Origin of the sequence: Ascidiimonas meishanensis (genome assembly GCF_037782385.1) — a bacterium.
Taxonomy (GTDB): Bacteria; Bacteroidota; Bacteroidia; order Flavobacteriales; family Flavobacteriaceae; genus Ascidiimonas; species Ascidiimonas meishanensis.
Genome location: NZ_JBBEXD010000001.1, coordinates 245,546 through 267,086, shown reverse-complemented (window position 1 = coordinate 267,086; position 21,541 = coordinate 245,546). Strand labels below are relative to the sequence as shown.

Genomic DNA, 21,541 nt, shown 5'->3' with positions numbered 1-21,541 from the left:
CAATAAACATGAACAATATGCTTTCACATATTGATGACGAGGGAAAGATTAACATGGTAGATGTTTCTGGCAAAAGCAACACTCAGCGCGTCGCAATAGCTTCGGGAAAGGTAGTTTTTCCTCAACATATATTTAATCAATTAGAGAAGGAAGGTTTTACAAGTAAAAAAGGAAGTATTACGCAAACTGCGGTAATTGCGGGGATTCAAGCGGCTAAAAAAACCGCAGAATTAATTCCTCTTTGCCATCAAATCAATCTTTCTAAAGTGAACATAGAAATTACGCCTGTATCACCAGAATTATGGATAGAAGCAACAGTGGTTTGTAGCGGTAAGACAGGTGTTGAAATGGAAGCGTTGACAGCGGTAAGCGTTAGTGCACTAACGCTTTATGATATGTGCAAAGCATTGTCTCAAAACATAGAGATTTCTCAAATACAATTAGAACAAAAATCAGGAGGGAAAAGTGACTACAAAAGATAATTTATACGGACTCGTGCTCTCTGGAGGAAAAAGTACCCGAATGGGAAGAGATAAAGGACAACTTCTATATCACGGAATGCCACATCGAGATTATTTATATCATCTATTGAATAAGTTCTGTGAACGCAGCTTTTTGAGTATTCGCAAATCGCAGCAGACAGAAATAAATCAAAATCAAGAGTTTATTGTTGATACTGATGAGTTTAAAGGTCCCTTAAATGGAATACTTAGTGCACATCAATTATTTCCCGAGGCTTCATGGTTAGTGCTAGCATGTGATTTGCCTTTTATGGATCAAAAAGCAGTTTCTCAATTGATTGAAAATCGCGATAAAGAAAAAGTTGCTAGCGTATTTGCCACTACTAAAAGTAAACTTCCAGAACCTCTATGTGCTTTATGGGAACCGGAAGGCTTAAAAAAGGTTAAAAAATGGCTTGAAACTTCAGAAACAAGCTGTCCAAGAAAGTTTTTAATCAATTCAGATACAAAACTGGTATTTCCAGAAAATGATAAGGTACTATTTAATGCAAATTCTAAATTAGACTATCAAGAGGCACTTTCAAAAATTTAGAGAACAGCATGTATAGGTATATAAGGCAGACACAGCTAAAAGGTTTTGGAGTAGAAAAACAACTACTCCTAAAAAAAGCGAGTGTATTAGTGATAGGAGCAGGAGGATTAGGAGTACCCGTATTACAATATCTATGCGGAATGGGAATAGGAACTTTAGGGATCGTTGAAAACGATACTGTTTCCTTGACTAATTTGCAAAGGCAAGTAATTTATACGGAAAAAGAAGCGATCAATAAAAGTGCTAAACTCAAAGTTGCCCTTAAAAAATTGAAAGCTTTAAATAGTGAGATTAGTTTTAAAACGTATCATACTTTTTTAAATCACATAAATGCATTATCAATACTATCAGGCTTTGATATAATTGTGGATTGTTCAGATAATTTTGAAACCAGATACTTAATTAATGACGCCTGCGTAATTCTAAAAAAGCCTTTTGTTTATGGAGCTTTGCACGCTTTTGAAGGGCATTTGAGTGTTTTTAATTACAAAAGTGGTCCTACCTACCGTTGTTTGTTTCCTAATATTCCAACAGCCGAGGAAATTCCCGATTGCAATACCAATGGGGTTTTAGGAGTAATCCCAGGAATTATCGGAAATTTTCAAGCATTGGAAGTAGTAAAGTTGATTACAGAAATTGGCACATCTCTTTCGGGTAAATTAATGATTTATGATGGTTTGGAACAGCAAATTAGAAAAATAAATATTCCAGTGAATCTGGAAAATTTTAAAATTCAAAAACTTACAAAAAGCTCTAATTATTTGATTTGTAGCGCTACAAATAAAGTGATTGATACTAAAGAATTAAAAAGCTTAATGGGTTCCGTACCTTCTTTACAGCTTGTAGATGTACGAAATACCGATGAGTATAAAAACTATGCAATTCCCGGAAGTATTCATATTCCGCTTGATCAAATCACAGCGCGGTTTCAAGAAATAAATAGTAACCAATCCGTATATCTAATATGCGAATCTGGCGTACGAAGTGCAAAAGCTTTAAAAATATTAAGTAATTTAAATCCAGAATTAGAAATATTTGAAGTGGATGGGGGAATAAGGAAGTTTAAAGAAGAACAGATAATGTATTTGTAGCTAACAGCTATACAAAATACGTTAACCACTATTAAAATGATTACATATCAAGAGGCTTACAATTTAGTATTAGCAAATTCTACTTCTTTCACTAGGGAAAAAGTGGCTCTAAAGGATGCTTGCAATCGTATTCTTGCGGAGGATATTTTGGCAGATAGAGATTTTCCGCCATTTAATAGAGCCACCAAAGATGGTATTGTATGCAATTACCAATCTATTGAAGAAGGATTTAGTTCTTTAAAGGTTTCTGGCGTTATTTCTGCAGGAAACCCAACCAAGAACATTCCAGATTATAAAAGTGCTTTTGAAATAATGACAGGTGCAGTGGTTCCAGATAATGGAGATTCAGTGATTATGTATGAAGAATTGGAATTCCAGGAAGGGTACGTAGTTTTACCATCACAGATAAAAAAAGGCCAAAATATTCATTTTAAAGGGAGTGATTTAAAAAAAAATGAACTGGTTATAAAATCCCCAAAACTAATTGGAGCCTCAGAAATTGGAATACTCGCTTCGGTTGGAAAGTCAGAAGTATGGGTTAAAAAATTGCCAAAAGTAGCGGTAATTTCTACGGGTAATGAGCTTGTGGAGGTAGAAGAAGAACCTGAACCTTATCAGATTCGTAAATCAAATACTTTAAGCCTAAAGGCTACACTGGAATCCCTAAAAATTAGCGCAGATACCATTCATTTAAAGGATGATAAAATAAGTATAGAAAAAGCTGTGTTACAGTCGTTAGATACCTATGATGTACTTCTCATTAGCGGAGGTGTTTCCAAAGGTAAGTTTGATTTTTTACCAGATGCAATGACTTCATGTGGCGTTAAGAAGGTTTTTCATCGTGTTTTACAAAGACCAGGGAAACCATTTTGGTTTGGTAAACATACCAATTCCAACACGACCATATTTTCTTTTCCAGGAAACCCAGTATCAACCTTTGCAAACTATCACATTTACTTTATACCCTGGTTAAAAAAAAGCTATGGCCTGTCTATAAATGAAAACAACGTAATTCTAGCAGAAAAGATCAATGCCCATTCAACACTAACCCGATATGTGCCTGTTAAACTCAGAATTACTTCTGGAAAAATTTTTGCTGAACAAGTTTATCAAAATGGTTCAGGAGATTTAACAAGCCTAACACATACAGATGGATTTGTGAGATTAGATGCAAAAACTGATGGATACCCTAAAGAAACGGTAGTACCCTTTATTTCCACCAAATTTTTAAGCAATTTGTATGACTCATGAGCTTCTTAAGATCATTAAAAGCTATAAAATAGCTAAGGAGACTAAAACAAAAACTGTTTTAGCAACGGTAGTAGATTTAAAAGGTTCATCCTATAGAAGACCGGGCGTTAGAATGTTAATTACAGAGAAGGGCACGGTTACTGGAGCCGTGAGTGGTGGATGTGTAGAAAAAGAGATTATAAGACAAACTACACATGTATTTTCTACGGGAAAATCGGTGATAATGACGTATGATGGTAGATATCGTTTAGGATGTGAAGGAATCTTGTATATTCTTTTAGAACCATTTGAGCCTTCTGATAGATTTTTAGCTTGTTTTGATGACTTCCTAAAAAACAGAAAAGCTTTTAGCTTACAGATTTATTACAATTTAAATCTTTCTGAAAAAGGAGAGGGATATACTCAATTTAAATTTGATGAATCAGGTATTTTCCCTGTAGCTCCTATCCATTTTAATCCAGACCTAACTAATGATAAAACTTTTTCACAAGTTTTTAAGCCATTGTTAAGGTTGGTTATTATAGGAGCAGAGCACGATGCTGTGCAGCTATGTTCAATGGCTTCCCTTATGGGATGGGAAGTTTGGGTGATTGCTTCAGAACAAGACCCAAGAACCCTGCTAAATTTCCCAGGAGCTTCTAAATTGGTTAATACAGATGCAACAACATTTAAAGCTTCTATAATAGATCAACAAACCGCTGTAGTTTTAATGACACATAGCTTTGTAAGTGATCTCAAGTATTTATATAAGCTAAAAGACGTAGCTCCATGTTATATGGGCCTTTTGGGGCCTTCGGCTCGGAGGGAGAAGTTACTAGACCATTTTATAGAACAATATCCTGAAGAAAAAACTACTTTTTTTGATCAAATTTATGGACCCGCAGGTCTCCATTTGGGTGCTGAAACACCACAGGAAATTGCAGTTTCCATTTTAGCAGAAATGCTTTCTGTAGTAAGAAGAGTGCTTCCAGTAGAATCTCTAAAAAACAAAAAAGGACCTATTCATAAGGATATTAGATGTTAGCAAAGACCAAAACAGCCATGTTAATTCTTGCTGCTGGAAACTCTTCAAGAATGGGGCAACCTAAACAATTATTGCCATGGAATAATACAACCTTGTTGGGCCATACCATTGAACAAGGTAAACTAGCTGGTATAGAAGATATTTACGTAGTTTTAGGTGCCTATAAAAAGGAAATTCAAGAAACATTAATCCAAAAGAATATTCGTATTGTTACGAATGAACAATGGGAAATGGGTATGGGAGTTTCTATTGCCATAGGAGTACAAAAAATCCAAAAATCCAAAAAATCGTATTCACGGCTGTTAATTACACTTTGTGATCAACCATTACTTCTTGCTAAATTTTATAGGCAATTGATACATTCACTCTCTACGAGTGATAAAATTGCTATGGCCACTTGTTATAACCAAAGCCTAGGAGTACCAGCAGTGTTTGATATTTCTGTTTTTGAAGCTTTAACAAAATTAAATAGTAAAATAGGAGCCAAAGCCTTATTGAATTCTCTTAAAGGCAATGCAGCTTGTATTAAGGCTAATGCCCCAACTGCAGATATAGATACCATGACTGCTTACCAATCTTTGTATCAATCTATATTTAAATAACATACAATTTAAACCCACCATAGTGTTTTAAGACTTTTTAACTTTTTGGAAGTCCCTTTATGTCCAAAAATTTCGTATTTTAAGAAGTGGAAATAGATATAAAGAGATGAAAACGAATCAATCTAAAAACAGAAAAAGGACTTTCATTAGCATCCTTAGTTTCTTGTTGCTTTTCGCCACAGGAAATTTAATTGTAAATGCAGCTGAATTTGAACAACAATTAGAACTTACTGAATTTAAACAATACGCAGGTTCTATAACCGATTCAAATTCTGGAGATCCCTTGGTTTTTGCTGTACTGCGTGTTACAGGAACCAACATTAGTTCTATTACTAATACCGAAGGAGAATTTTTACTTAAAATTCCTAAAAACCAAAAAGCAACCCAAGTAGTTATTTCTTTTTTAGGCTACCAAGATGAAGTAATTCAACTTTCAGAGCTTAAAGAAAAGGGAAACAAAATACAGTTAACTCCTGCAGCAATAATGCTTGGAGAAGTCAATATTCAAATTCCGAAAGATGCAGAGGCACTGGTACGTGAAGTCATTGACAAACGTAAAGATAATTACTTTGATGATGCTTTGGTAATGACTGCTTTTTACAGAGAAACCATAAAGAAAAGAAGAAGAAACGTGTCTCTGTCGGAGGCTGTTGTAAACATTTACAAACAACCTTATCCTTCCTCCCGAAGTGATCAAGTGAGTCTTTATAAATCTCGTAAAAGTACAGATTATTCAAAATTGGATACCATAGCACTGAAATTACAGGGAGGTCCTTTCTCAGCTCTTTATTTAGATGTAATGAAATATCCAGAGTATATTTTTACTGAAGAACTTTTAAACGATTATGTCTTTAGTTTTGAAAGATCTACACGTGTGAATAACCAACCGGTATATGTGATTAAATTTAACCAAAGAAAAGATGTTACCGAGCCAAGATATTATGGAAAACTCTACATAAATGCAAAAACACTTGCTTTAATGAGTGCGGTGTATAAATTAAATCTTGAAAATAAAGCGGAAGTTAGTCGTTGGTTTGTTAAAAGAAAGCCTACAAATGTAAAAGTGATGCCTACTGAAGCGGCGTATCGAGTAGATTACAGAGAAAAGAATGGAAAGTGGTACTACGGGTATAGTAATTTACAATTGGGCTTTAAAGTAAATTGGAAAAATAAACTATTCAATTCTAACTATACCTTAAATAGTGAAATGGCGGTTACAGACTGGGCGGTTAACCTTGAAAAAAAGACGATCTCAGGAAAAGAAAGACTACGACCTTCTGTGGTTTTAGCGGATGAAGCTTCAGGTTTTTCAGACCCACAATTTTGGGGCGAGTACAACGTGATTGAACCAGAAAAATCTATAGAATCTGCCATTAATAAAATAAAAAGAAAGATGCGAAAAGAGCAACGTTCAAAATAGAATAGTAAAACTTTCTAAAGCACACTTTCATTCTGGCACGCAATTTGGTCAATTAATGAAGAGTGTGCTTTTGCTTTTACGATTTAACAAATCATTCGCAATTGTCTTGACTTCTATTGTATATATTTGAGAAACTTACAGGATTAAATGATAAATTTTAAGTTTTTATGCTACTTCAACATATTTGTTTTTGTGCTTATTGCAGGAACAAATAATACGATAGGGCAAGATGGGGGAAGAAGGCCCTTAGAAATGGGTACTAACAAAAAATCCATCAATAAACCAATAGGGTTTGACATACTCAATAAAGATGATACCAGAGAACGAATTAAGAAATATTTTGGAGATTCAATTAGTGTAAAGCCAAGAAGCAAAAAGGTAGACATCACAGCAGGACAAGATTTAAGAGATCCAGGAGAGATTTATGCTAAAGAATGGCAAAAAGACAAGGAAGTAAAAGAATCCTACGCTAGTCCGCAATATCTAGGAGATTTTAAAACCAAAAGTAATTATGTAAAAATTATTTGTCGAGATCATGAATTTGTAGATGGAGATAAAGTAATGGTATATCATAATGACCAAATAGTTCAATATGAAATAACGCTTAATTACGATTATACAGGTTTTGACATTATTTTGGAAGAAGGATTTAATAAAATTGATTTTGAAGCATTAAATCAAGGAAGCTCCGGCCCTAATACCGCAGAGTTTAAGGTTTATGATGATACTGGAAAGCTTATTTCGGCTAATCAATGGAATCTTACCACAGGAGTAAAAGCAACACTAATTGTAGTTAAAGAGTAAATAGAATTATTCTATAATCAATAAGAAGTTTTTACAGAATTATTGTACCTTTGTAGTGTTGTACAAAAAGCACTATATTCATAAAGTTCTAAATCGCATTTTTTATTTCTCCAAGCGATAAACTCAGAGAGAGCAAAATAATGTCTGGTGTATCTATAAAAAAAATGCTTAATATAACAGGTAATCTATTATAAAAATTAAAATCAAAACAGTTAATGGCGAGATCTCAAGAGAGCTACAGTAAAAAGGAAAAAGAGAAAAAAAGAATAAAAAAGCGTGAATTAAAATCAAAGCGCAAAGAAGAAAGACGTGCCAACTCTAAGGGTGGTGGATTGGAGAATATGCTTGTCTATGTTGATGAGAACGGGCATTTAACAGATACCCCACCAGATCCTGCTAATAAAGTAGCTATTGAAGCAGAAGATATCGTAATTGGAATTCCAAAAAAAGAAGACCGAGATGAAGAACCTTTAATTAGGGAAGGAAAAATTGCCTTCTTTAATGATTCTAAAGGATATGGGTTCATTAGAGAAAACATGTCTGGAGAAAAGTATTTTGTGCATGTGAATGGATTACTTCAGCCAGTAGCCGAAAATGACAAAGTTACTTTCGATCTTGAAAGAGGAATGAAAGGTATGAATGCCGTTAATGTTAAGAAAATAGACTAAATCATAGCTTAACAAGTTTATAAACAATCCATACTCCACTCATTAAATCAAATTTTTACTGATCTGAATGCACAGATACCTGATATTTGGTGTCGTTAGTTCCGGAACTAAAAACAATGCCTTTCAAAGGTGAACAATCGTTATAATCTTTGCCATGGCAAACTTTAATATGATTGTGGTCTGCTAGTATGTTATTTGTAGGATCAAACCCTACCCATCCCATATGAGGAATATAAGCTTCAGCCCACGCATGCATTTGAGAATCACCAAAATAGCCTTTCCCTTGATGTAAGTATCCCGAAATATATCTAGAGGGAATGCCATTTTTTCGCGCAACTGCACAAAATAAGTGAGTGAAATCTTGACAAACACCTGCCTTTATTTTGAGGACATCTGAAACTGAGGTGTTAACATTTGTAATATTTGTTTTGAAGTGAATAGTCTTGAATACTTTTTCATTAAGCTGTTGTAAATTTTGAAAGATACTTATAGACTCATTTAAAGTAAAATAATCACGATTGTCATCGGGTAAATAAGTAAGAGGGGTTTCTCTCAAAAAAGGTTCAAAGTCCGTTTTAAAATCCAGCCTTTGCAGGCACTCAAAGGTTTCCTTACTATTACTGGTTACCAACTCTTTAATTGGATTTACTTGTTGTTTGGTCAACACAAAAGTTCCAGAAAATGAAATTTCAGAAATTAGCTTTTTGGATTGAATTTTATAGGTAGAAAATCCATATCCATTAATGGATTGCTCAACGGTTTCATTCTCTGAATTAGAAAACTTTGCCGACTGAATGTTTTGAGTACTATTTGTTTCAGGTAAAACAAGAAATTGCCATATAGCTCCTTTGGTTCCAAGTTCATAGTGGTTTACCGTTTTATACGATATATTATAGATGTGCAACATGATTGGCTTTGATAAATATAAAAGTAAGTTACTTTTTAGTAGGTAAAGTACTCCCCTTCAATTTTTTCTCCAATCTTTGTTAAAGAGGACAAAATACTTTCAATAAACACCTGTGGATTCTCCTCAATTTCTTGAATTAACATGTATTTATATTGCGCCCTAACCTTTCCAATGTAAAAAGCTGCGGAGTTTTTAGAAAAGTGCTTGTCTTTATTAATTACTTGGATATGCCTAAAAACCTGATTCAGACTATTCATTACAGATCTTGGGCAATCTGGATTTAGAATTAAAAACTCTAATGTGGTGATATTTGTAGGGGCTTTTTTATAATACCTTCGCATCATATCATAAGATTCTGCACATTTTAAAAGAGTACTCCATTCATGACTGTCACTAATGGTATTGTCATAATGATTTACACAGGCAGCAGCATCATTGAATTTTGTATTAATTATTCTAATGATTTGAGTTGCTCTTTCAATATTAATTCCCATCATAATAATTGCATACACTTGATCATGAAGTAATGTACCTCTTATTTTACCTCTTAAGATGTCTGTAGATTCTGTGATTGAAACAGTAAATTCAAACAATCCGTTTTTAAGGAAAAAATCTTCAGGATACTCAATAACATAGTGATAAAACTTATTTAAAGCTTCATACAATTCTGTTGAGATTAAATCTCTGGCACTCTTTGCATTTTCTCTGGCATTTTTCACACAATTAATGATGGAAAAAGGTTTTTCTTTATTTAATGCAATATCGTATAGGACTTTATTTTCTTTTAATATAACCGTATCATCGTGAACTGGTTCACCAGTCATAAAAAGCATCGACCTTAAAACAAATTGTCTCGATTGAGATAGATCGTTAGGAGCGTCTAATGAATTAAAATAATTTACATTCATATATCTTGCAATATGCTCTGCACGTTCTATATAACGCCCCATCCAAAAAAGATTATTGGCTACTCTTGCTAACATAAAATATTTTTATTTTTTTAAAACCCAGGTGTCTTTTGAACCTCCGCCTTGTGAAGAATTTACAATTAGATTGCCTTTCTGCAAGGCAACTCTGGTTAGGCCACCTTTAAGCACAAATTCTTTATCAGCTCCTAATAACGTAAAAGTTCTCAGATCAATATGTCGCTGTTCAAAAGAAGAAGTTTCTTCTGTATAAGTTGCATGAACAGATAAGGACATTATGGGTTGTGCAATGTACTTTCGGGGTTTTTCTTTTATTGTTTTTTTAACGGTTTCAATTTCCGCTTTAGTAAGCTTATTTCCAATAGAAATGCCATATCCACCTGCTTCATCTACCGGTTTTATAACCAACTTATCTATATTTTCTAATACATAACGGAGTTCATCAGGTTTGCTACATTTATAGGTATGAACATTATTAAGTATAGGCTCTTCATTCAAATAATATTTTATAATTTCCGGCATATAGGTATAGATTGCCTTATCGTCTGCCACTCCAGTTCCAGGAGCATTAACAAGACATACATTTCCTTTTTTATAAGCGGCAAACAGACCAGGAACTCCCAAGGTTGAATCTGGTTTAAATTCCAAAGGGTCCAAAAAGGCGTCATCTATTCTTCTATAAATTACGTCTACTTTTTCTGGTCCATTGATTCTTTTCATATAGACAAAATCATTTTCTACAAATAAGTCTCTACCCTCTACTAATTCTACTCCCATTGATTTTGCGAGATAAGAGTGTTCATAATAGGCAGAATTGTAGATTCCTGGGGTAATAACTACGCAATTGGGATTATCAACTCCATGAGGTTTAACAGTTTCCATAATTTCTAACAGATGCTGAGCATAATTTGTAACTGTATGTGTTTGGTAATGATCAAAAACACCAAATAACGCTCTTTTAAGGGCTGTTCTATTGCAAATCACATAACTCACACCAGATGGGCATCTTATATTATCTTCTAAGACATAATATTTTCCATCAGAATGCTTAATAAGATCTGTTCCAGAAATATGATTATAAATTCCACCAGGAGGATCAAGATTCATCATTTGATCTAAGTAATTATCAGATGAACTCAACAATTCTAAGGGAACTACACCCTGTTTAATGATTTTCTTGTCGTGATAGATATCCCATAAAAACAAATTCAGCGCCTTGCTACGTTGCAAAACACCTTTCTCTATATGCGACCACTCTTTTGAGTCTATAATTCTTGGAAAAAGATCAAAAGGAAAAATCTTTTCTTTCGCCTCATTCTCATTATAAACCTGAAATGTAATTCCTTGATTAAAAAAAGAGGCTTTTGCCTTGTTGTTAAGATTTATATAATCTTGTACAGATTGCTCTCCATAAATTTTTAAAAGCGTTTTATAAATCTCCCTAGAATTATTTTGATCATCAAAAACTTCATCAAAAAAATTATTATTTTTTTGATATGATGAGAAAATAGGCAGGGTGTTGTCTAATTTCATAGTATTATTTTAAAAATAACCCTATAAAATAGGGGGTATATTTTGGTTATAAGGTAAAGATATAAAATTTGACATCAAAATATAACAAAGCTTGATCAAGGTGGCTATTTGTAAGAAAGTTTTTGATTAGCCCCAATTTCTTTCTTATCTTTAATAGGTTAAGTTTTAAAAATTCTATTTACCAAGCAACTATAGGTGACGTATTTGCAGGTATATGAATTGTTTTTCATATAACCTGATCGTTTTATGATAAATTATATTTTTATGAAAACTGTATTTGTAATAAGAGATATTGTGGGAAGAAAAGAAAGTCTTGGTATTTGCCTAATAAGAGATACTAATAATAAGGTTCTTTTTACTTCACAAAGCTTAGAAAGGGGTTGGTTAAATAATACTAGAAACATTTCATGTATCCCTGCTGGCAATTACAATCTAAAGTTAGAATGGTCTCCGAGGTTTCAAAAAGACTTATGGGAAATATATGGTGTTCCTAATAGAAGAGAGTGTAAATTTCATGCTGCCAATTTCGTAAGACAACTTAATGGTTGCATAGCCCTTGGTGAGAAACGGGTAGATTTGGATGTTGACGGTTTATTAGACGTTAGTAATAGCAGAAATACAATGAAAAAATTCCATAAGGCTATGGGACAAGATACTGTGGCAAGACTAGTAGTAATTAATTCAGTGGTTCCAGCATCAGGTTAGTAAGATCAATAATAAACCAAATTATCTTTTCTTTCTGCTAAAAGATTCCTTTTTTTCAAATGGCCTTTTTTTAGAAGATACATTATTTCTTGAATTTCGTTCTTCATCGCTATCACTTTTATTAGTAACAATAGGCATCTGAGCAACCGTAAGAGCACTTAAATTATTGCCCGGATTTTGCTCACTTTCTGCAGGTTGTTCCTTTTCGCATATTTTGGCCACTTCTTTTATTTCTTCTTCTTTCTGTGCAACATAGCTATCAAAAACGTTTTGAAGATCTTCTTTTTTAGATTCATTCAGAAGAGTTGCTAATTCATCCTTTTGTTTATTTATTTTAAATAATGCCTTTACTTCCTCTTTTTCCATATGAAGTAATATAACTCCTGATTTTAATATAGAATTTTGTATGATATCAATATAGTTTTGGATATAAACATCCACATCGCTTTTGGTTACAATTCCTAATTTTGATAAGAATGGTTCTGTAATTCTTTTGTATTTATTCATATCTAAAATAAACCTACCGCTATCATCTTGCAAAAGATTATTTTCAGAATCTGTTTTACAACAAGATTTAGCAAAAGATTTAAGTGCCTCCTCTTTTATTGCTGAAAATGCAAATTTAACATAACCGGTCTTTGAGGGTAGTCGTTTTCTATCTCCTGATATTTTTAGTTTATTTTCCTCCATTAGTTCAGAATTGGATAGAAATAAACTGTTAAGCAGTCCTTGAACCTGTTCAATTTTTTCATTCTCACTCAATTGGTCTCCTAGCATTTGAGGAATTTTTTCTTCAAATGCTTCCCGTTCTGCGATGGTGTAATATCTTTCTGGAATAACGCCTCCTTCCTCCATTTTTAAACCGATAGCCTTTTGGATTAAAAGACTTTTTACTGGAGTTCGACAATTACCTAATGAGGACGCCATAATAGATAAAGTTGTATTTTTGGAGTCTTCTGAAGCATCGTCATTAAAAACATTTTCTAATAGATTTCTTGCTGCGGGTATATAAATGGCAAGATCAAAAGTATTTTTGATAGGTATTTTTTCTAAGAATTTTTTGATAACTTCTTGCCCGGTTGCTCTTGGAGCAGGGATACTCGGAAGATTACCATGACCCAAAATATCATCACCGAGTTTAAAAGACCCTGTGTTTAATGCGCTCATTTTAGATTTCTCTCTTTGGATATTAGTCCCGAATATTTTGTTTAATACTATTTCATAATTTTCCGTTTCATCTTCATCATGAGCAGCCATATCAAATATGGCAATATCGGGTAACGCACTATTAACCCATATCATTGTTTCTTCCAATAAAGGATTATTATTTAACGATAGGATAGAGCAGTTGGAGTATGTAAGATTTGCTAGACTTTCCGGAAGGGTCTGAAGTTTATTATTCGTTAAGATAAGTGCTTCAAGATTGGGCATCATCCCTAAATCTTCTGGAAGTGTTTGAATTTGGTTGTTTTGAAGATTTAATGACTTAAGATTAGTTAGTTCTAATATGTTTTCTGAGATGCTTTCTAATAGATTATCTGCTAAATTCAAATGCGTAAGATTTGTTAATGCTTCCAAGCTTTCAGGTAGGTTTTGAATCTGATTATCATTCAGAAGAAGCGTGCGGAGATTTTTATTTTTTCTTATACTTGGGATTAATTGGTTAACATTTGCGGATGTTAAATTTAATCTGGATAAATCTAATAAAATATCCTTTTCTCTTATGTTAGCATTTATACGTCTAAGAGCCCATTCTATTTCTCCCATATATTTTATGATGCTTTGCGGTTTTTTTCACTCGATTTTATCGTTAAAAAGTAAGAACTAATCATTAAAAACAGCTATTGGAAAGATATAAGTGTTGCAGTTAAAATATAAATGAGTGAAAATAAATTTTATTTCAAATGCAATGGTAAGGTGTAATTAAGAAATTTAAGCCCCATGATTGTGATCACTTTTTAAATGCTTATTTGATGTATAAATTTTCCTTTTGTTACCGGCAAAAACAATTAATTTGGTTCTAGTTAGATGGATATCAGTAATACTAGAAATACTTTTAAGATTCCATGAAGCGATAGGTAAGGGCACAAATACAACCCTAGTTGTCATTAATTTTCTTATATCTGGCACTAATTAGTATAGCTGACTAATATCATTTTAAAAGCACTTCTTTTATTCTAATTTCAAATAAGTAACATAAAATAAGGATATCATGAAAAATTCTTCTCTTCTCAACGATGCACATCAAGAATTTGGCAAAAAAGTGTTGAGTGCTATTCCCAGAGTATTTCCTTACGTACGGCATAGACTCTATATTGCTGAAACTTCTGGTATTATTCCTAAAAACATGTATCAACCCAACGGTATTATAGACGAAGCTATTATAGAGATTTATGAAAAATTTGAGGGTAAAATCACCAATGCTCAAGAACTTAAATTGAAGCTTTTTAGAACAGTAGACAATATGCTAAATAAACTTTTTAGAGATGAAGAGTTTCATAAAGACACCGTGAGTACCAGTAAAATACTTCGCAGAGAGCTAGAGATGCTTGAAGAAAAATTTGAAATTGACGCTGATAAAGATTTACTAATGCACGAGGAGTTAGACGATATATCTTACCATCAAAAAGACCAGCATCAACCTGAATTTCTATATGATGATGCCGAAAAGAATATTATTCAGGCATTAGAGATTCAAGATTCTAGGGGATCTCTTAGTACGGCCAAAAGAAAAATACTTCACAAAATATATGATTGGTTGCCTTTTGAAACCTCCAATATTTTTGATTTTTATGTTTTTGGGCGATTAACATACGATGAAATTGCCTCCATAAAAGGACTTACTTCTACTGAGATTGATGATACTTTGCAGGCCATACGTAAAAGTTTTAGAAGCAATTTATAGGATATGATAACTAATAACTGTTCGCTAATTTAGCTTCTTTCTAATGTTTTTTTTATAGACATATAGGTAAAGCGCAATATCAATAAGACAAAACCACCCCATAAATGAAACAAAAGTAAATTTTTGAATAACGGGTAATGCCTTGATGTAAAGCCCAGATTCATAGATAATATAATTAAGTAGAAAGATTAAAATGCAAAAGCAACCTCCAACGGCTAATTTGTAGTACTTAAAGTCAATTAAAGCTTTTACAAGTACTGTTATTGCTACCAAGCCCAATATTCCAGCAATTCTTATGATAAGATCGTGCCTTTCAGAACTCAAAAAAAGTATTGTGGTCATAGACAGTATTCCTGTTATTTGAATAATTCTGCTGTGAAAGCTTTTCAAAGAAAAAAGCAATGGAACGTAGAACCATATAATCATCAAACTAAAGCATAAAGTTGCCAAAGCAGCCTGTGCATAGTATCTTGAAGAATTTGCTAAGCCGTTATACGTTTTCTTATCTAAAAGGTCACAAAGATAATTATGCCAAAAGTTAAAGTGATTCGCTGTTGGCATTTTATAAGAGCCTCCTGAATAGTCTATAGCCGCGGCGCTATATAAGATTATAAAAAACACCATTCCCACCATAGGAAGTATTAAAACTAACCGATGTGGATATGTTTGATGAATTTTATTAGTGCCTACATTTAACATTACTTGAAAATAAGGTACTATAAAAGAGGTTACAATGATGTTTGTCAGCTTTCAAAATACGATCGATTACCCATTCATTCAAAAGCAGGTGTTAACATTCTAATTTTAAAATATGCACACCTTAAAAAAACAATTAAATTTGCAATATGGGATTAACAAATAATGATATTTTTAAAAAGTTAAGGGTTGCACATCAATTAAGAGATGATGACATCGTAGAAATTTGCAAACTGGTAGATTTCAAAGTTTCAAAAAGTGAATTAAATGCTTTATTCAGAAATGAAAATCATCCAAAATATATGGAATGTGGTGATCAAATTCTTAGAAATTTTTTAAATGGACTAATAATTCATTTAAGAGGGCCAATGCCACCCAAGAAAAAATAAGCTTTCATTCTATCGTGAAGTTAGCTCTAGAATTCATTTTTCAAAATGTTTAACGCCTGTTTTAAAACATGATAAGGTACTTTTTCTTCTAAATATTCATGGTAGGGCTTAAGAGTATCAGTCTGTTCAAGAGTTGAAAAAGCTTTTTTAACCAGAGCTAATTCTTCTTCTGTAACAAGCGTATCTAATTTTATCTCTTTTCCTTCTTCATAGAGTTTGGAAAGATGTCCATAAATGGTTAATGGTTTTAATGCTCTTTTTATGGCTATTTCTTCAATAGATAAACCTTGTTTGTATAACTGATAGGTAATCAATAAAGTGTCTTCTTTGGTCTTTACGGGTTTTAAAGAAGCTTTAATTTCATCCATAAATTGTTTTCCATATACTTCTAGTTTGCGTTGTCCAACACCACTTATTTTAAGAAAAGAAACTTCATCTAATGGTTTTTTGCGTTCCATTTCTCTCAGTGTAGCATCGCTAAAAACCAAATAAGCAGGAATATTCTCTTGAAGTGCTATTTGATGTCTCAGGAATTTTAACTTTTCAAATAATATGGATGCTTTCTGTTTTCTATCCGCTGTTTCCAAACCAACCAATTTTGCTTTAATATCAATAGGTTTCGCCAGAGCTATTTTCTGATTTTCAAAAAGTATTTTCCGTGATGCTTCCGTAAGTTTTAGATGATTGTTTTCATGAAAAGCAATTTCACAAAATCCCTGATCAATTAATTGAATAATATAATGTTGCCAGTCTTTCCAAGAAATATCTTTACCAATCCCGTACGATTTTATATTTTGATATCCTTTGTCATAAATTGTAGCGTTTTGAGCACCTCTTAGCACATCAATAACTACACCAAGAGCTTCCATCTCCTTTAAACGAGCAATAATAGAAAGTGCTTTTTGTGCAATGATAGTGCCTTCAAAAAATACGGGCGGATTTTTACAGACATCACAATTATTACAATTTGTTTCCCTAAATTCTCCAAAATAACTTAAAAGAATTTTTCTACGGCAGCTAGTGGCTTCTGCAAATTGTTTCATGCGTTCCAATTTGGCCAATTGCACCTCTTCATTGGCAGTTCCTTCTGCAAATTTTCTGAGCTGTATTACATCTGCATAGCTATGAAACAATAAGGCATGCGCTTTTTCACTATCTCTTCCTGAGCGACCTATTTCTTGATAGTAGCCTTCAAGATTTTTAGGCATATTATAATGTATTACCCAACGTATGTTAGATTTATCAATCCCCATACCAAAGGCAATAGTAGCGCAAATAATTTGAATTTTGTCATAAATAAAATCTTCTTGAATTTTGGTTCTTTTCTGAAAACTCTGCCCAGCATGATATGCTTCTGCAGGAATACCTTTGTCTTTTAGTTTTTCAGAAAGTTGTTCAGTAGTTTTACGGCTAAGACAGTAAATGATACCTGATTGACCTTTTCGTTCTTTTAGAAAGTGGATAATTTGTTCTATCCTTTTATGAGAAGCTCTCACTTCAAGTTCAATATTGGCTCTGTCAAATGAAGTAATAAACTGTTTAGCAGAAAATATTCCTAACTGCTCAATGATATCATTACGCGTAGCTTTATCGGCAGTAGCAGTTAGCGCAATAATAGGAATTTGTGGTAATGTTTTTTTTAAGAAAGACAATTGCTGATATGAAGGTCTAAAATCATGCCCCCAAGAAGAAATACAGTGGGCTTCATCTACTGCAATACAACTAACATGGGCAGCGGTTAAAACTTCTTTAAATGCTGCAAGACTCTCTGGAGCGGTATAAACTAATTTTAATTCTTTTGATATAATACGCTCTATAATCTTGTTTTGTTCTACTGATGACTGACTACTATTTAAATAGGCAGCCTCAATACCATTGGCATTAAGACCATCTACTTGATCTTTCATCAAAGCAATCAATGGAGAAATCACAAGTGTTACGTTAGGTAATAATAAAGCAGGAAGTTGAAAGCAGAGTGATTTCCCTCCTCCGGTAGGCATGACTACCAAAGAATCTTGTTGATTGAGAACCGCAGTTATAATTGCTTCCTGTTGTTCCCGAAAATGATCATAGCCAAAAAACTTTTTTAAAGTGATTCTTAAACGTTCTGATAAGTTTGTTGTGGGCATTTTTACTATTTGAGAAAGCAATTTAGTGTAAAATCTTAAAATAAAAATAGTTTCAGAGACCTTAAATTTAAAAATTTGAACGACTGTAAATACCTATGTAATATGATAAAGCTGCTCTTTGGAATTGTGTATTTTTGCTTTTTACTTAACAGTTTGTATTATGAATAGTAAAAAACAGTCGGTTTGTATAATAGGAGCAGGAATAAGTGGCCTTATAGCTGCTCTGGTTTTGGAGAAAAACGGATTTTCCCCTAAAATATTTGAAGTAACAGATAGGCCGGGGGGGCGCGTAAAAACTACATATAAAGATGGCTTTCCATTAGATCATGGATTTCAAGTGCTTTTGGAAGCGTATCCAAAAGCGAAACAATATTTAGATTATGAAGCATTAGAACTCAAAAAGTTTGTTCCAGGCGCAGCTATTTTTTTAAATGGTAATAAAAAAATAATAGGTGACCCCATTAGAGATATATCTTTAGCATGGCCTACATTACTCTCCGGAATTGGAAACTTAAGTGATAAGTGGAAAGTGCTTAATCTTAACTTTACACTTAAAAATAAATCATTGGAAGCTATTTTTCAAGATAGCGAACAAACCACTTTATCTTATCTTCAAAAAAAAGGTTTTAGCGAGCGTATGATTCACGATTTTTTTAAACCTTTTTTTACAGGAATATTTCTGGAAACAACTTTGGAAACATCTAGCAGAATGTTTGAGTTTGTTTACAAAATGTTTGGGGAAGGATTGGCTGTGATTCCACAAAATGGTATTGGAGCCATACCAAATCAATTAGTAAACAAATTAGAAAAAACAGAAATTCATTACAACTCAAAAGTCGAGCGAATTGAAGAAGATCAAATTTTTCTAGAAAATTCCAAAAGAATAGGATACGATGCGGTTATCATAGCTAGCGGAGACTCTGGACTTATTACTGAGGACAGCGAGCATAAAATACATTGGAAAAGTTGTGATAATCTATATTTTAAAACGGGTAAGCCCATTCTTAAAAAATCCATCATTGGCCTTATAGCAGATGCTGATGCACTCATTAATAATATTCATTATCCATCTGTAGTACAAAATATCAAAAAGAAAGAAGAAGGCATAATTTCTGTAACCGTTGTAAAAGAGCATCAACTTTCATCAGAAGATTTGCAGAAACAAGTAATTGAAGAGTTAAAAAAATATTGTGGGATAGAGGTGACTTCTTGTATTTCTCATTTTCCTATACAAAAGGCGTTACCAGATTTAAAAAACCTGACTTATGATATTAAACCAGAAGCAACTAGTATTAGCAAAGGTGTATTTAGAGCTGGAGACCAATTATTAAATGGTTCTTTAAATGCCGCAATGATTTCTGGTGAGCGTGCTGCTGAAGCGGTGATAAAATACTTAAAGTAATATAATATACCTTTTGGTCTTTTTGAAATATTATCCTATCTGGAGGTTCTTCAGTTCTTATGTGTATGTAATTTAGGATATACTATTTTTTGCTTTATGTAAATAGAAAAAATCTTTATACCTACAATGATAGAAATTAGCAACAATGCTATTAGTTGTTTTGCTAGATTAATTTTGGGACTTTTTTTGAATCTTAGTTAAGCTTCTGATGAAGTTAGTATAAATCAAGCTAGAAGTTTAGAATTATTGTTAGAATACTAGAAACTAAAATCAAATAATTTAAATTTGTTAATCCAAAAATAAATATCTTAAGTATCGCCTTGAAAATGAATAAACTATTACTTTTCATAATTTTCTTTTCAATTTTAATAACGCCTACAAAAACCAATTCGCAAGCAGATCAAAAAATAGACCTAGAAACTTCTAAGGAAAAAGCAACATACTATTTAAAACGATTACAAGAATCCTACGATGATGGTGCATATGTATTGCACAAAAAGTACAGTGATTCTTTGTTAGAGGTTTCTAAAGAATACGGACTAACCAAAATGCATATTCTAGCTTTAAATAATCAAGCTGTATACCATAATAGCCGAAGTGAAAGATTAGAAGCAATAGAATTATACCACGAGGCACTAAAGAAATGTGAATTAATTCCAGAAGATTTTAAATCTAAGATTATCGTATTAGTCAATATGGGTAATACATATAATAGTATTGGCTCCTATGAAAAATCTATTGAATACATGGAGAGAGTACTTTTTTTACTTGATCTTCATGAAAACTCAGATAACATTAGGGCCGCGGCATTAACAGGGTTAGCTAATAATTACGCAGAATTAGAAGATTTTGAAAAAACAATTGCTTATTCACAACAGGTTAAGGCAATTGGAGAGAATATAAAGAGTGAAAGTATTATTGCATCTTCCAGTATTAACCTGTGTAATGCCTACATAAGCCTTAAAAAATATAAGAAAGCCTTAGAGGTAGGCGAAGCTGCTTTAAATTTATCTATCGCTAAAAAGCCAACGAAAAGAAGGGCTTGGCTATTACTTAACATAGGAATTGCAAATTTCCATTTAAATAAGTTGGATAAATCTTTAGAATATTTACAGATGTGTTTAAACTTAGCAGAAGAAAAGAATCTTTTAGAAATTAAAATGTATGCGCACGAATTCCTTGCAAAGGTATACGAACAAAATCAAGATTTTAAAGCATCTCTAAGAGAACAAAAAGCATATGCCTCAGCTAGAGATATCTTTTATAAGGATAAGAAAGCTGCCTCTAATACTGATTTAGCCAAACAAATAGATTTAAAAAGTAAGAAGATAACAGAAAGTAATGAAGAATTAGAAGAAGCAACTAATTTGAAAAATAGAATCGCACTTTTTGGTGGCGGTATTATATTGTTTTTTGGCTCCTTACTTTATATCTACATCCGTCGGAAAAAGAAGTTGGCACTTGAAAAATCCAAGCTACAAACCCAATACCTAGCATTGCAACATGACTTTAAAGAATATATAGATGAATCTTCAAAATCTATCCCAGCAAAGAAGAATGAATCTAGTAAAAGTGAACTTAAACCTTATAAAAATTCATCATTAACAGCTAAAAAACGTTTAGAACTAGAGAAAGACATCTTAGATTTCATGAAAAATGAAAAACCGTTTCTTGATCCTGAAATGACACAATCAGATCTAGCTGCTAAACTAAATATAAGTAGTCATCATTTTTCTGAAGTTCTACACTATAACATGGAACAGAATTTTTATAATTTTATAAATTCGTATAGAATTATGGAGGCCCAAAAATTAATAAAAAACAAAGACTACGAAGACGCTAAAATAATTTCAATTGCTTTTGACGCTGGCTTTAAAAGTAAAACATCATTCAATAGACTTTTTAAGAACTACACCGGCATGACTCCTTCCGAATTCAGGAAAAAAATAGACTCCAATATTTAAAATATCTTATAAAAAGGTTCCACTCGGTTGAATGGTACAAAATAATGTTTGTAAAAGCTTATTATTGCCCAT

Annotated in this window: 20 protein-coding genes; 14 read left to right on the top strand and 6 right to left on the bottom strand. The window is 32.7% G+C overall.

Features of this window, described 5'->3' with window-relative positions; genetic code table 11:
- Positions 1 to 8 precede the first annotated feature (8 nt).
- From moaC to WBG07_RS01025, 9 genes are all read left to right on the top strand, one after another.
- Entirely contained in the window at positions 9 to 482 is a 474-nt protein-coding gene (gene moaC, locus WBG07_RS01065; RefSeq protein ID WP_340198625.1) for a cyclic pyranopterin monophosphate synthase MoaC, read from the top strand.
- Positions 466 to 1,053: a molybdenum cofactor guanylyltransferase gene (gene mobA, locus WBG07_RS01060; RefSeq protein ID WP_340198624.1), complete on the top strand. Its 588-nt coding sequence runs from the start codon at positions 466 to 468 to the stop codon at positions 1,051 to 1,053. Before moaC ends, mobA begins: the two co-directional genes overlap by 17 nt.
- A gap of 8 nt (positions 1,054 to 1,061) precedes the next feature.
- Positions 1,062 to 2,144, top strand: coding sequence for a ThiF family adenylyltransferase (locus tag WBG07_RS01055; protein ID WP_340198623.1), 1,083 nt, complete (start codon positions 1,062 to 1,064; stop codon positions 2,142 to 2,144).
- Between the two features lie 36 nt (positions 2,145 to 2,180).
- A complete protein-coding gene (locus WBG07_RS01050; protein ID WP_340198622.1) occupies positions 2,181 to 3,395 on the top strand; it encodes a molybdopterin molybdotransferase MoeA in 1,215 nt (404 codons plus the stop codon).
- Positions 3,385 to 4,419 carry an XdhC family protein gene (locus WBG07_RS01045; RefSeq protein ID WP_340198621.1) on the top strand — a complete coding sequence of 345 codons (1,035 nt, stop codon included), beginning with the start codon at positions 3,385 to 3,387 and terminating at the stop codon, positions 4,417 to 4,419. Before WBG07_RS01050 ends, WBG07_RS01045 begins: the two co-directional genes overlap by 11 nt.
- The gene (locus tag WBG07_RS01040) at positions 4,413 to 5,021 is read left to right on the top strand and encodes a nucleotidyltransferase family protein (RefSeq protein ID WP_340198620.1); all 609 of its coding nucleotides are present in this window, start codon (positions 4,413 to 4,415) and stop codon (positions 5,019 to 5,021) included. Before WBG07_RS01045 ends, WBG07_RS01040 begins: the two co-directional genes overlap by 7 nt.
- A 106-nt stretch (positions 5,022 to 5,127) precedes the next feature.
- Positions 5,128 to 6,441 (top strand): carboxypeptidase-like regulatory domain-containing protein, encoded by a 1,314-nt coding sequence (locus WBG07_RS01035; RefSeq protein ID WP_340198619.1) that lies wholly within the window; start codon positions 5,128 to 5,130, stop codon positions 6,439 to 6,441.
- A gap of 147 nt (positions 6,442 to 6,588) precedes the next feature.
- Positions 6,589 to 7,245 (top strand): hypothetical protein, encoded by a 657-nt coding sequence (locus WBG07_RS01030; RefSeq protein ID WP_340198618.1) that lies wholly within the window; start codon positions 6,589 to 6,591, stop codon positions 7,243 to 7,245.
- 215 nt (positions 7,246 to 7,460) lie between these two features.
- Positions 7,461 to 7,913, top strand: coding sequence for a cold-shock protein (locus tag WBG07_RS01025; RefSeq protein ID WP_340198617.1), 453 nt, complete (start codon positions 7,461 to 7,463; stop codon positions 7,911 to 7,913).
- A gap of 55 nt (positions 7,914 to 7,968) precedes the next feature.
- Here the strand turns inward: WBG07_RS01025 and WBG07_RS01020 are convergent, their stop codons facing one another.
- The 3 genes from WBG07_RS01020 to WBG07_RS01010 are packed head-to-tail and all read right to left on the bottom strand — an operon-like array spanning position 7,969 to position 11,279.
- The gene (locus WBG07_RS01020; RefSeq protein WP_340198616.1) at positions 7,969 to 8,820 is read right to left on the bottom strand and encodes a transglutaminase-like domain-containing protein; all 852 of its coding nucleotides are present in this window, start codon (positions 8,818 to 8,820) and stop codon (positions 7,969 to 7,971) included.
- Positions 8,821 to 8,855: 35 nt separating this feature from the next.
- Entirely contained in the window at positions 8,856 to 9,803 is a 948-nt protein-coding gene (locus tag WBG07_RS01015; RefSeq protein WP_340198615.1) for an alpha-E domain-containing protein, read from the bottom strand.
- A 9-nt stretch (positions 9,804 to 9,812) separates the two neighbouring features.
- Positions 9,813 to 11,279, bottom strand: a complete 1,467-nt coding sequence (locus WBG07_RS01010; RefSeq protein ID WP_340198614.1) for a circularly permuted type 2 ATP-grasp protein — start codon at positions 11,277 to 11,279, stop codon at positions 9,813 to 9,815.
- A 264-nt stretch (positions 11,280 to 11,543) separates the two neighbouring features.
- Here WBG07_RS01010 and WBG07_RS01005 point away from each other — a divergent pair, with 264 nt between their 5' ends.
- Positions 11,544 to 11,984 carry a DUF5675 family protein gene (locus WBG07_RS01005; protein WP_340198613.1) on the top strand — a complete coding sequence of 147 codons (441 nt, stop codon included), beginning with the start codon at positions 11,544 to 11,546 and terminating at the stop codon, positions 11,982 to 11,984.
- A 21-nt stretch (positions 11,985 to 12,005) separates the two neighbouring features.
- Here the strand turns inward: WBG07_RS01005 and WBG07_RS01000 are convergent, their stop codons facing one another.
- Complete coding sequence (locus WBG07_RS01000) at positions 12,006 to 13,751, bottom strand: leucine-rich repeat domain-containing protein (RefSeq protein WP_340198612.1); 1,746 nt, start codon at positions 13,749 to 13,751, stop codon at positions 12,006 to 12,008.
- Positions 13,752 to 14,196: 445 nt separating this feature from the next.
- On the opposite strand from WBG07_RS01000, the gene WBG07_RS00995 reads away from it, so the two are divergent.
- Positions 14,197 to 14,889, top strand: coding sequence for a hypothetical protein (locus WBG07_RS00995; RefSeq protein ID WP_340198611.1), 693 nt, complete (start codon positions 14,197 to 14,199; stop codon positions 14,887 to 14,889).
- 24 nt (positions 14,890 to 14,913) lie between these two features.
- On the opposite strand, the gene WBG07_RS00990 is transcribed toward WBG07_RS00995, so the two are convergent.
- On the bottom strand, positions 14,914 to 15,588 hold the full coding sequence (locus WBG07_RS00990; RefSeq protein ID WP_340198610.1) for a hypothetical protein: 675 nt from the start codon (positions 15,586 to 15,588) through the stop codon (positions 14,914 to 14,916).
- Positions 15,589 to 15,734: 146 nt separating this feature from the next.
- Here WBG07_RS00990 and WBG07_RS00985 point away from each other — a divergent pair, with 146 nt between their 5' ends.
- Positions 15,735 to 15,974, top strand: a complete 240-nt coding sequence (locus WBG07_RS00985; protein ID WP_340198609.1) for a DUF1456 family protein — start codon at positions 15,735 to 15,737, stop codon at positions 15,972 to 15,974.
- Between the two features lie 26 nt (positions 15,975 to 16,000).
- Here WBG07_RS00985 and recQ read toward each other — a convergent pair whose 3' ends face one another.
- Entirely contained in the window at positions 16,001 to 18,103 is a 2,103-nt protein-coding gene (gene recQ / locus WBG07_RS00980) for a DNA helicase RecQ (RefSeq protein WP_340198608.1), read from the bottom strand.
- A 160-nt stretch (positions 18,104 to 18,263) separates the two neighbouring features.
- Here recQ and WBG07_RS00975 point away from each other — a divergent pair, with 160 nt between their 5' ends.
- Positions 18,264 to 19,505, top strand: a complete 1,242-nt coding sequence (locus WBG07_RS00975) for an NAD(P)/FAD-dependent oxidoreductase (RefSeq protein ID WP_340198607.1) — start codon at positions 18,264 to 18,266, stop codon at positions 19,503 to 19,505.
- A 326-nt stretch (positions 19,506 to 19,831) separates the two neighbouring features.
- Positions 19,832 to 21,469, top strand: coding sequence for a tetratricopeptide repeat protein (locus WBG07_RS00970; RefSeq protein ID WP_340198606.1), 1,638 nt, complete (start codon positions 19,832 to 19,834; stop codon positions 21,467 to 21,469).
- Positions 21,470 to 21,541: the final 72 nt, after the last annotated feature.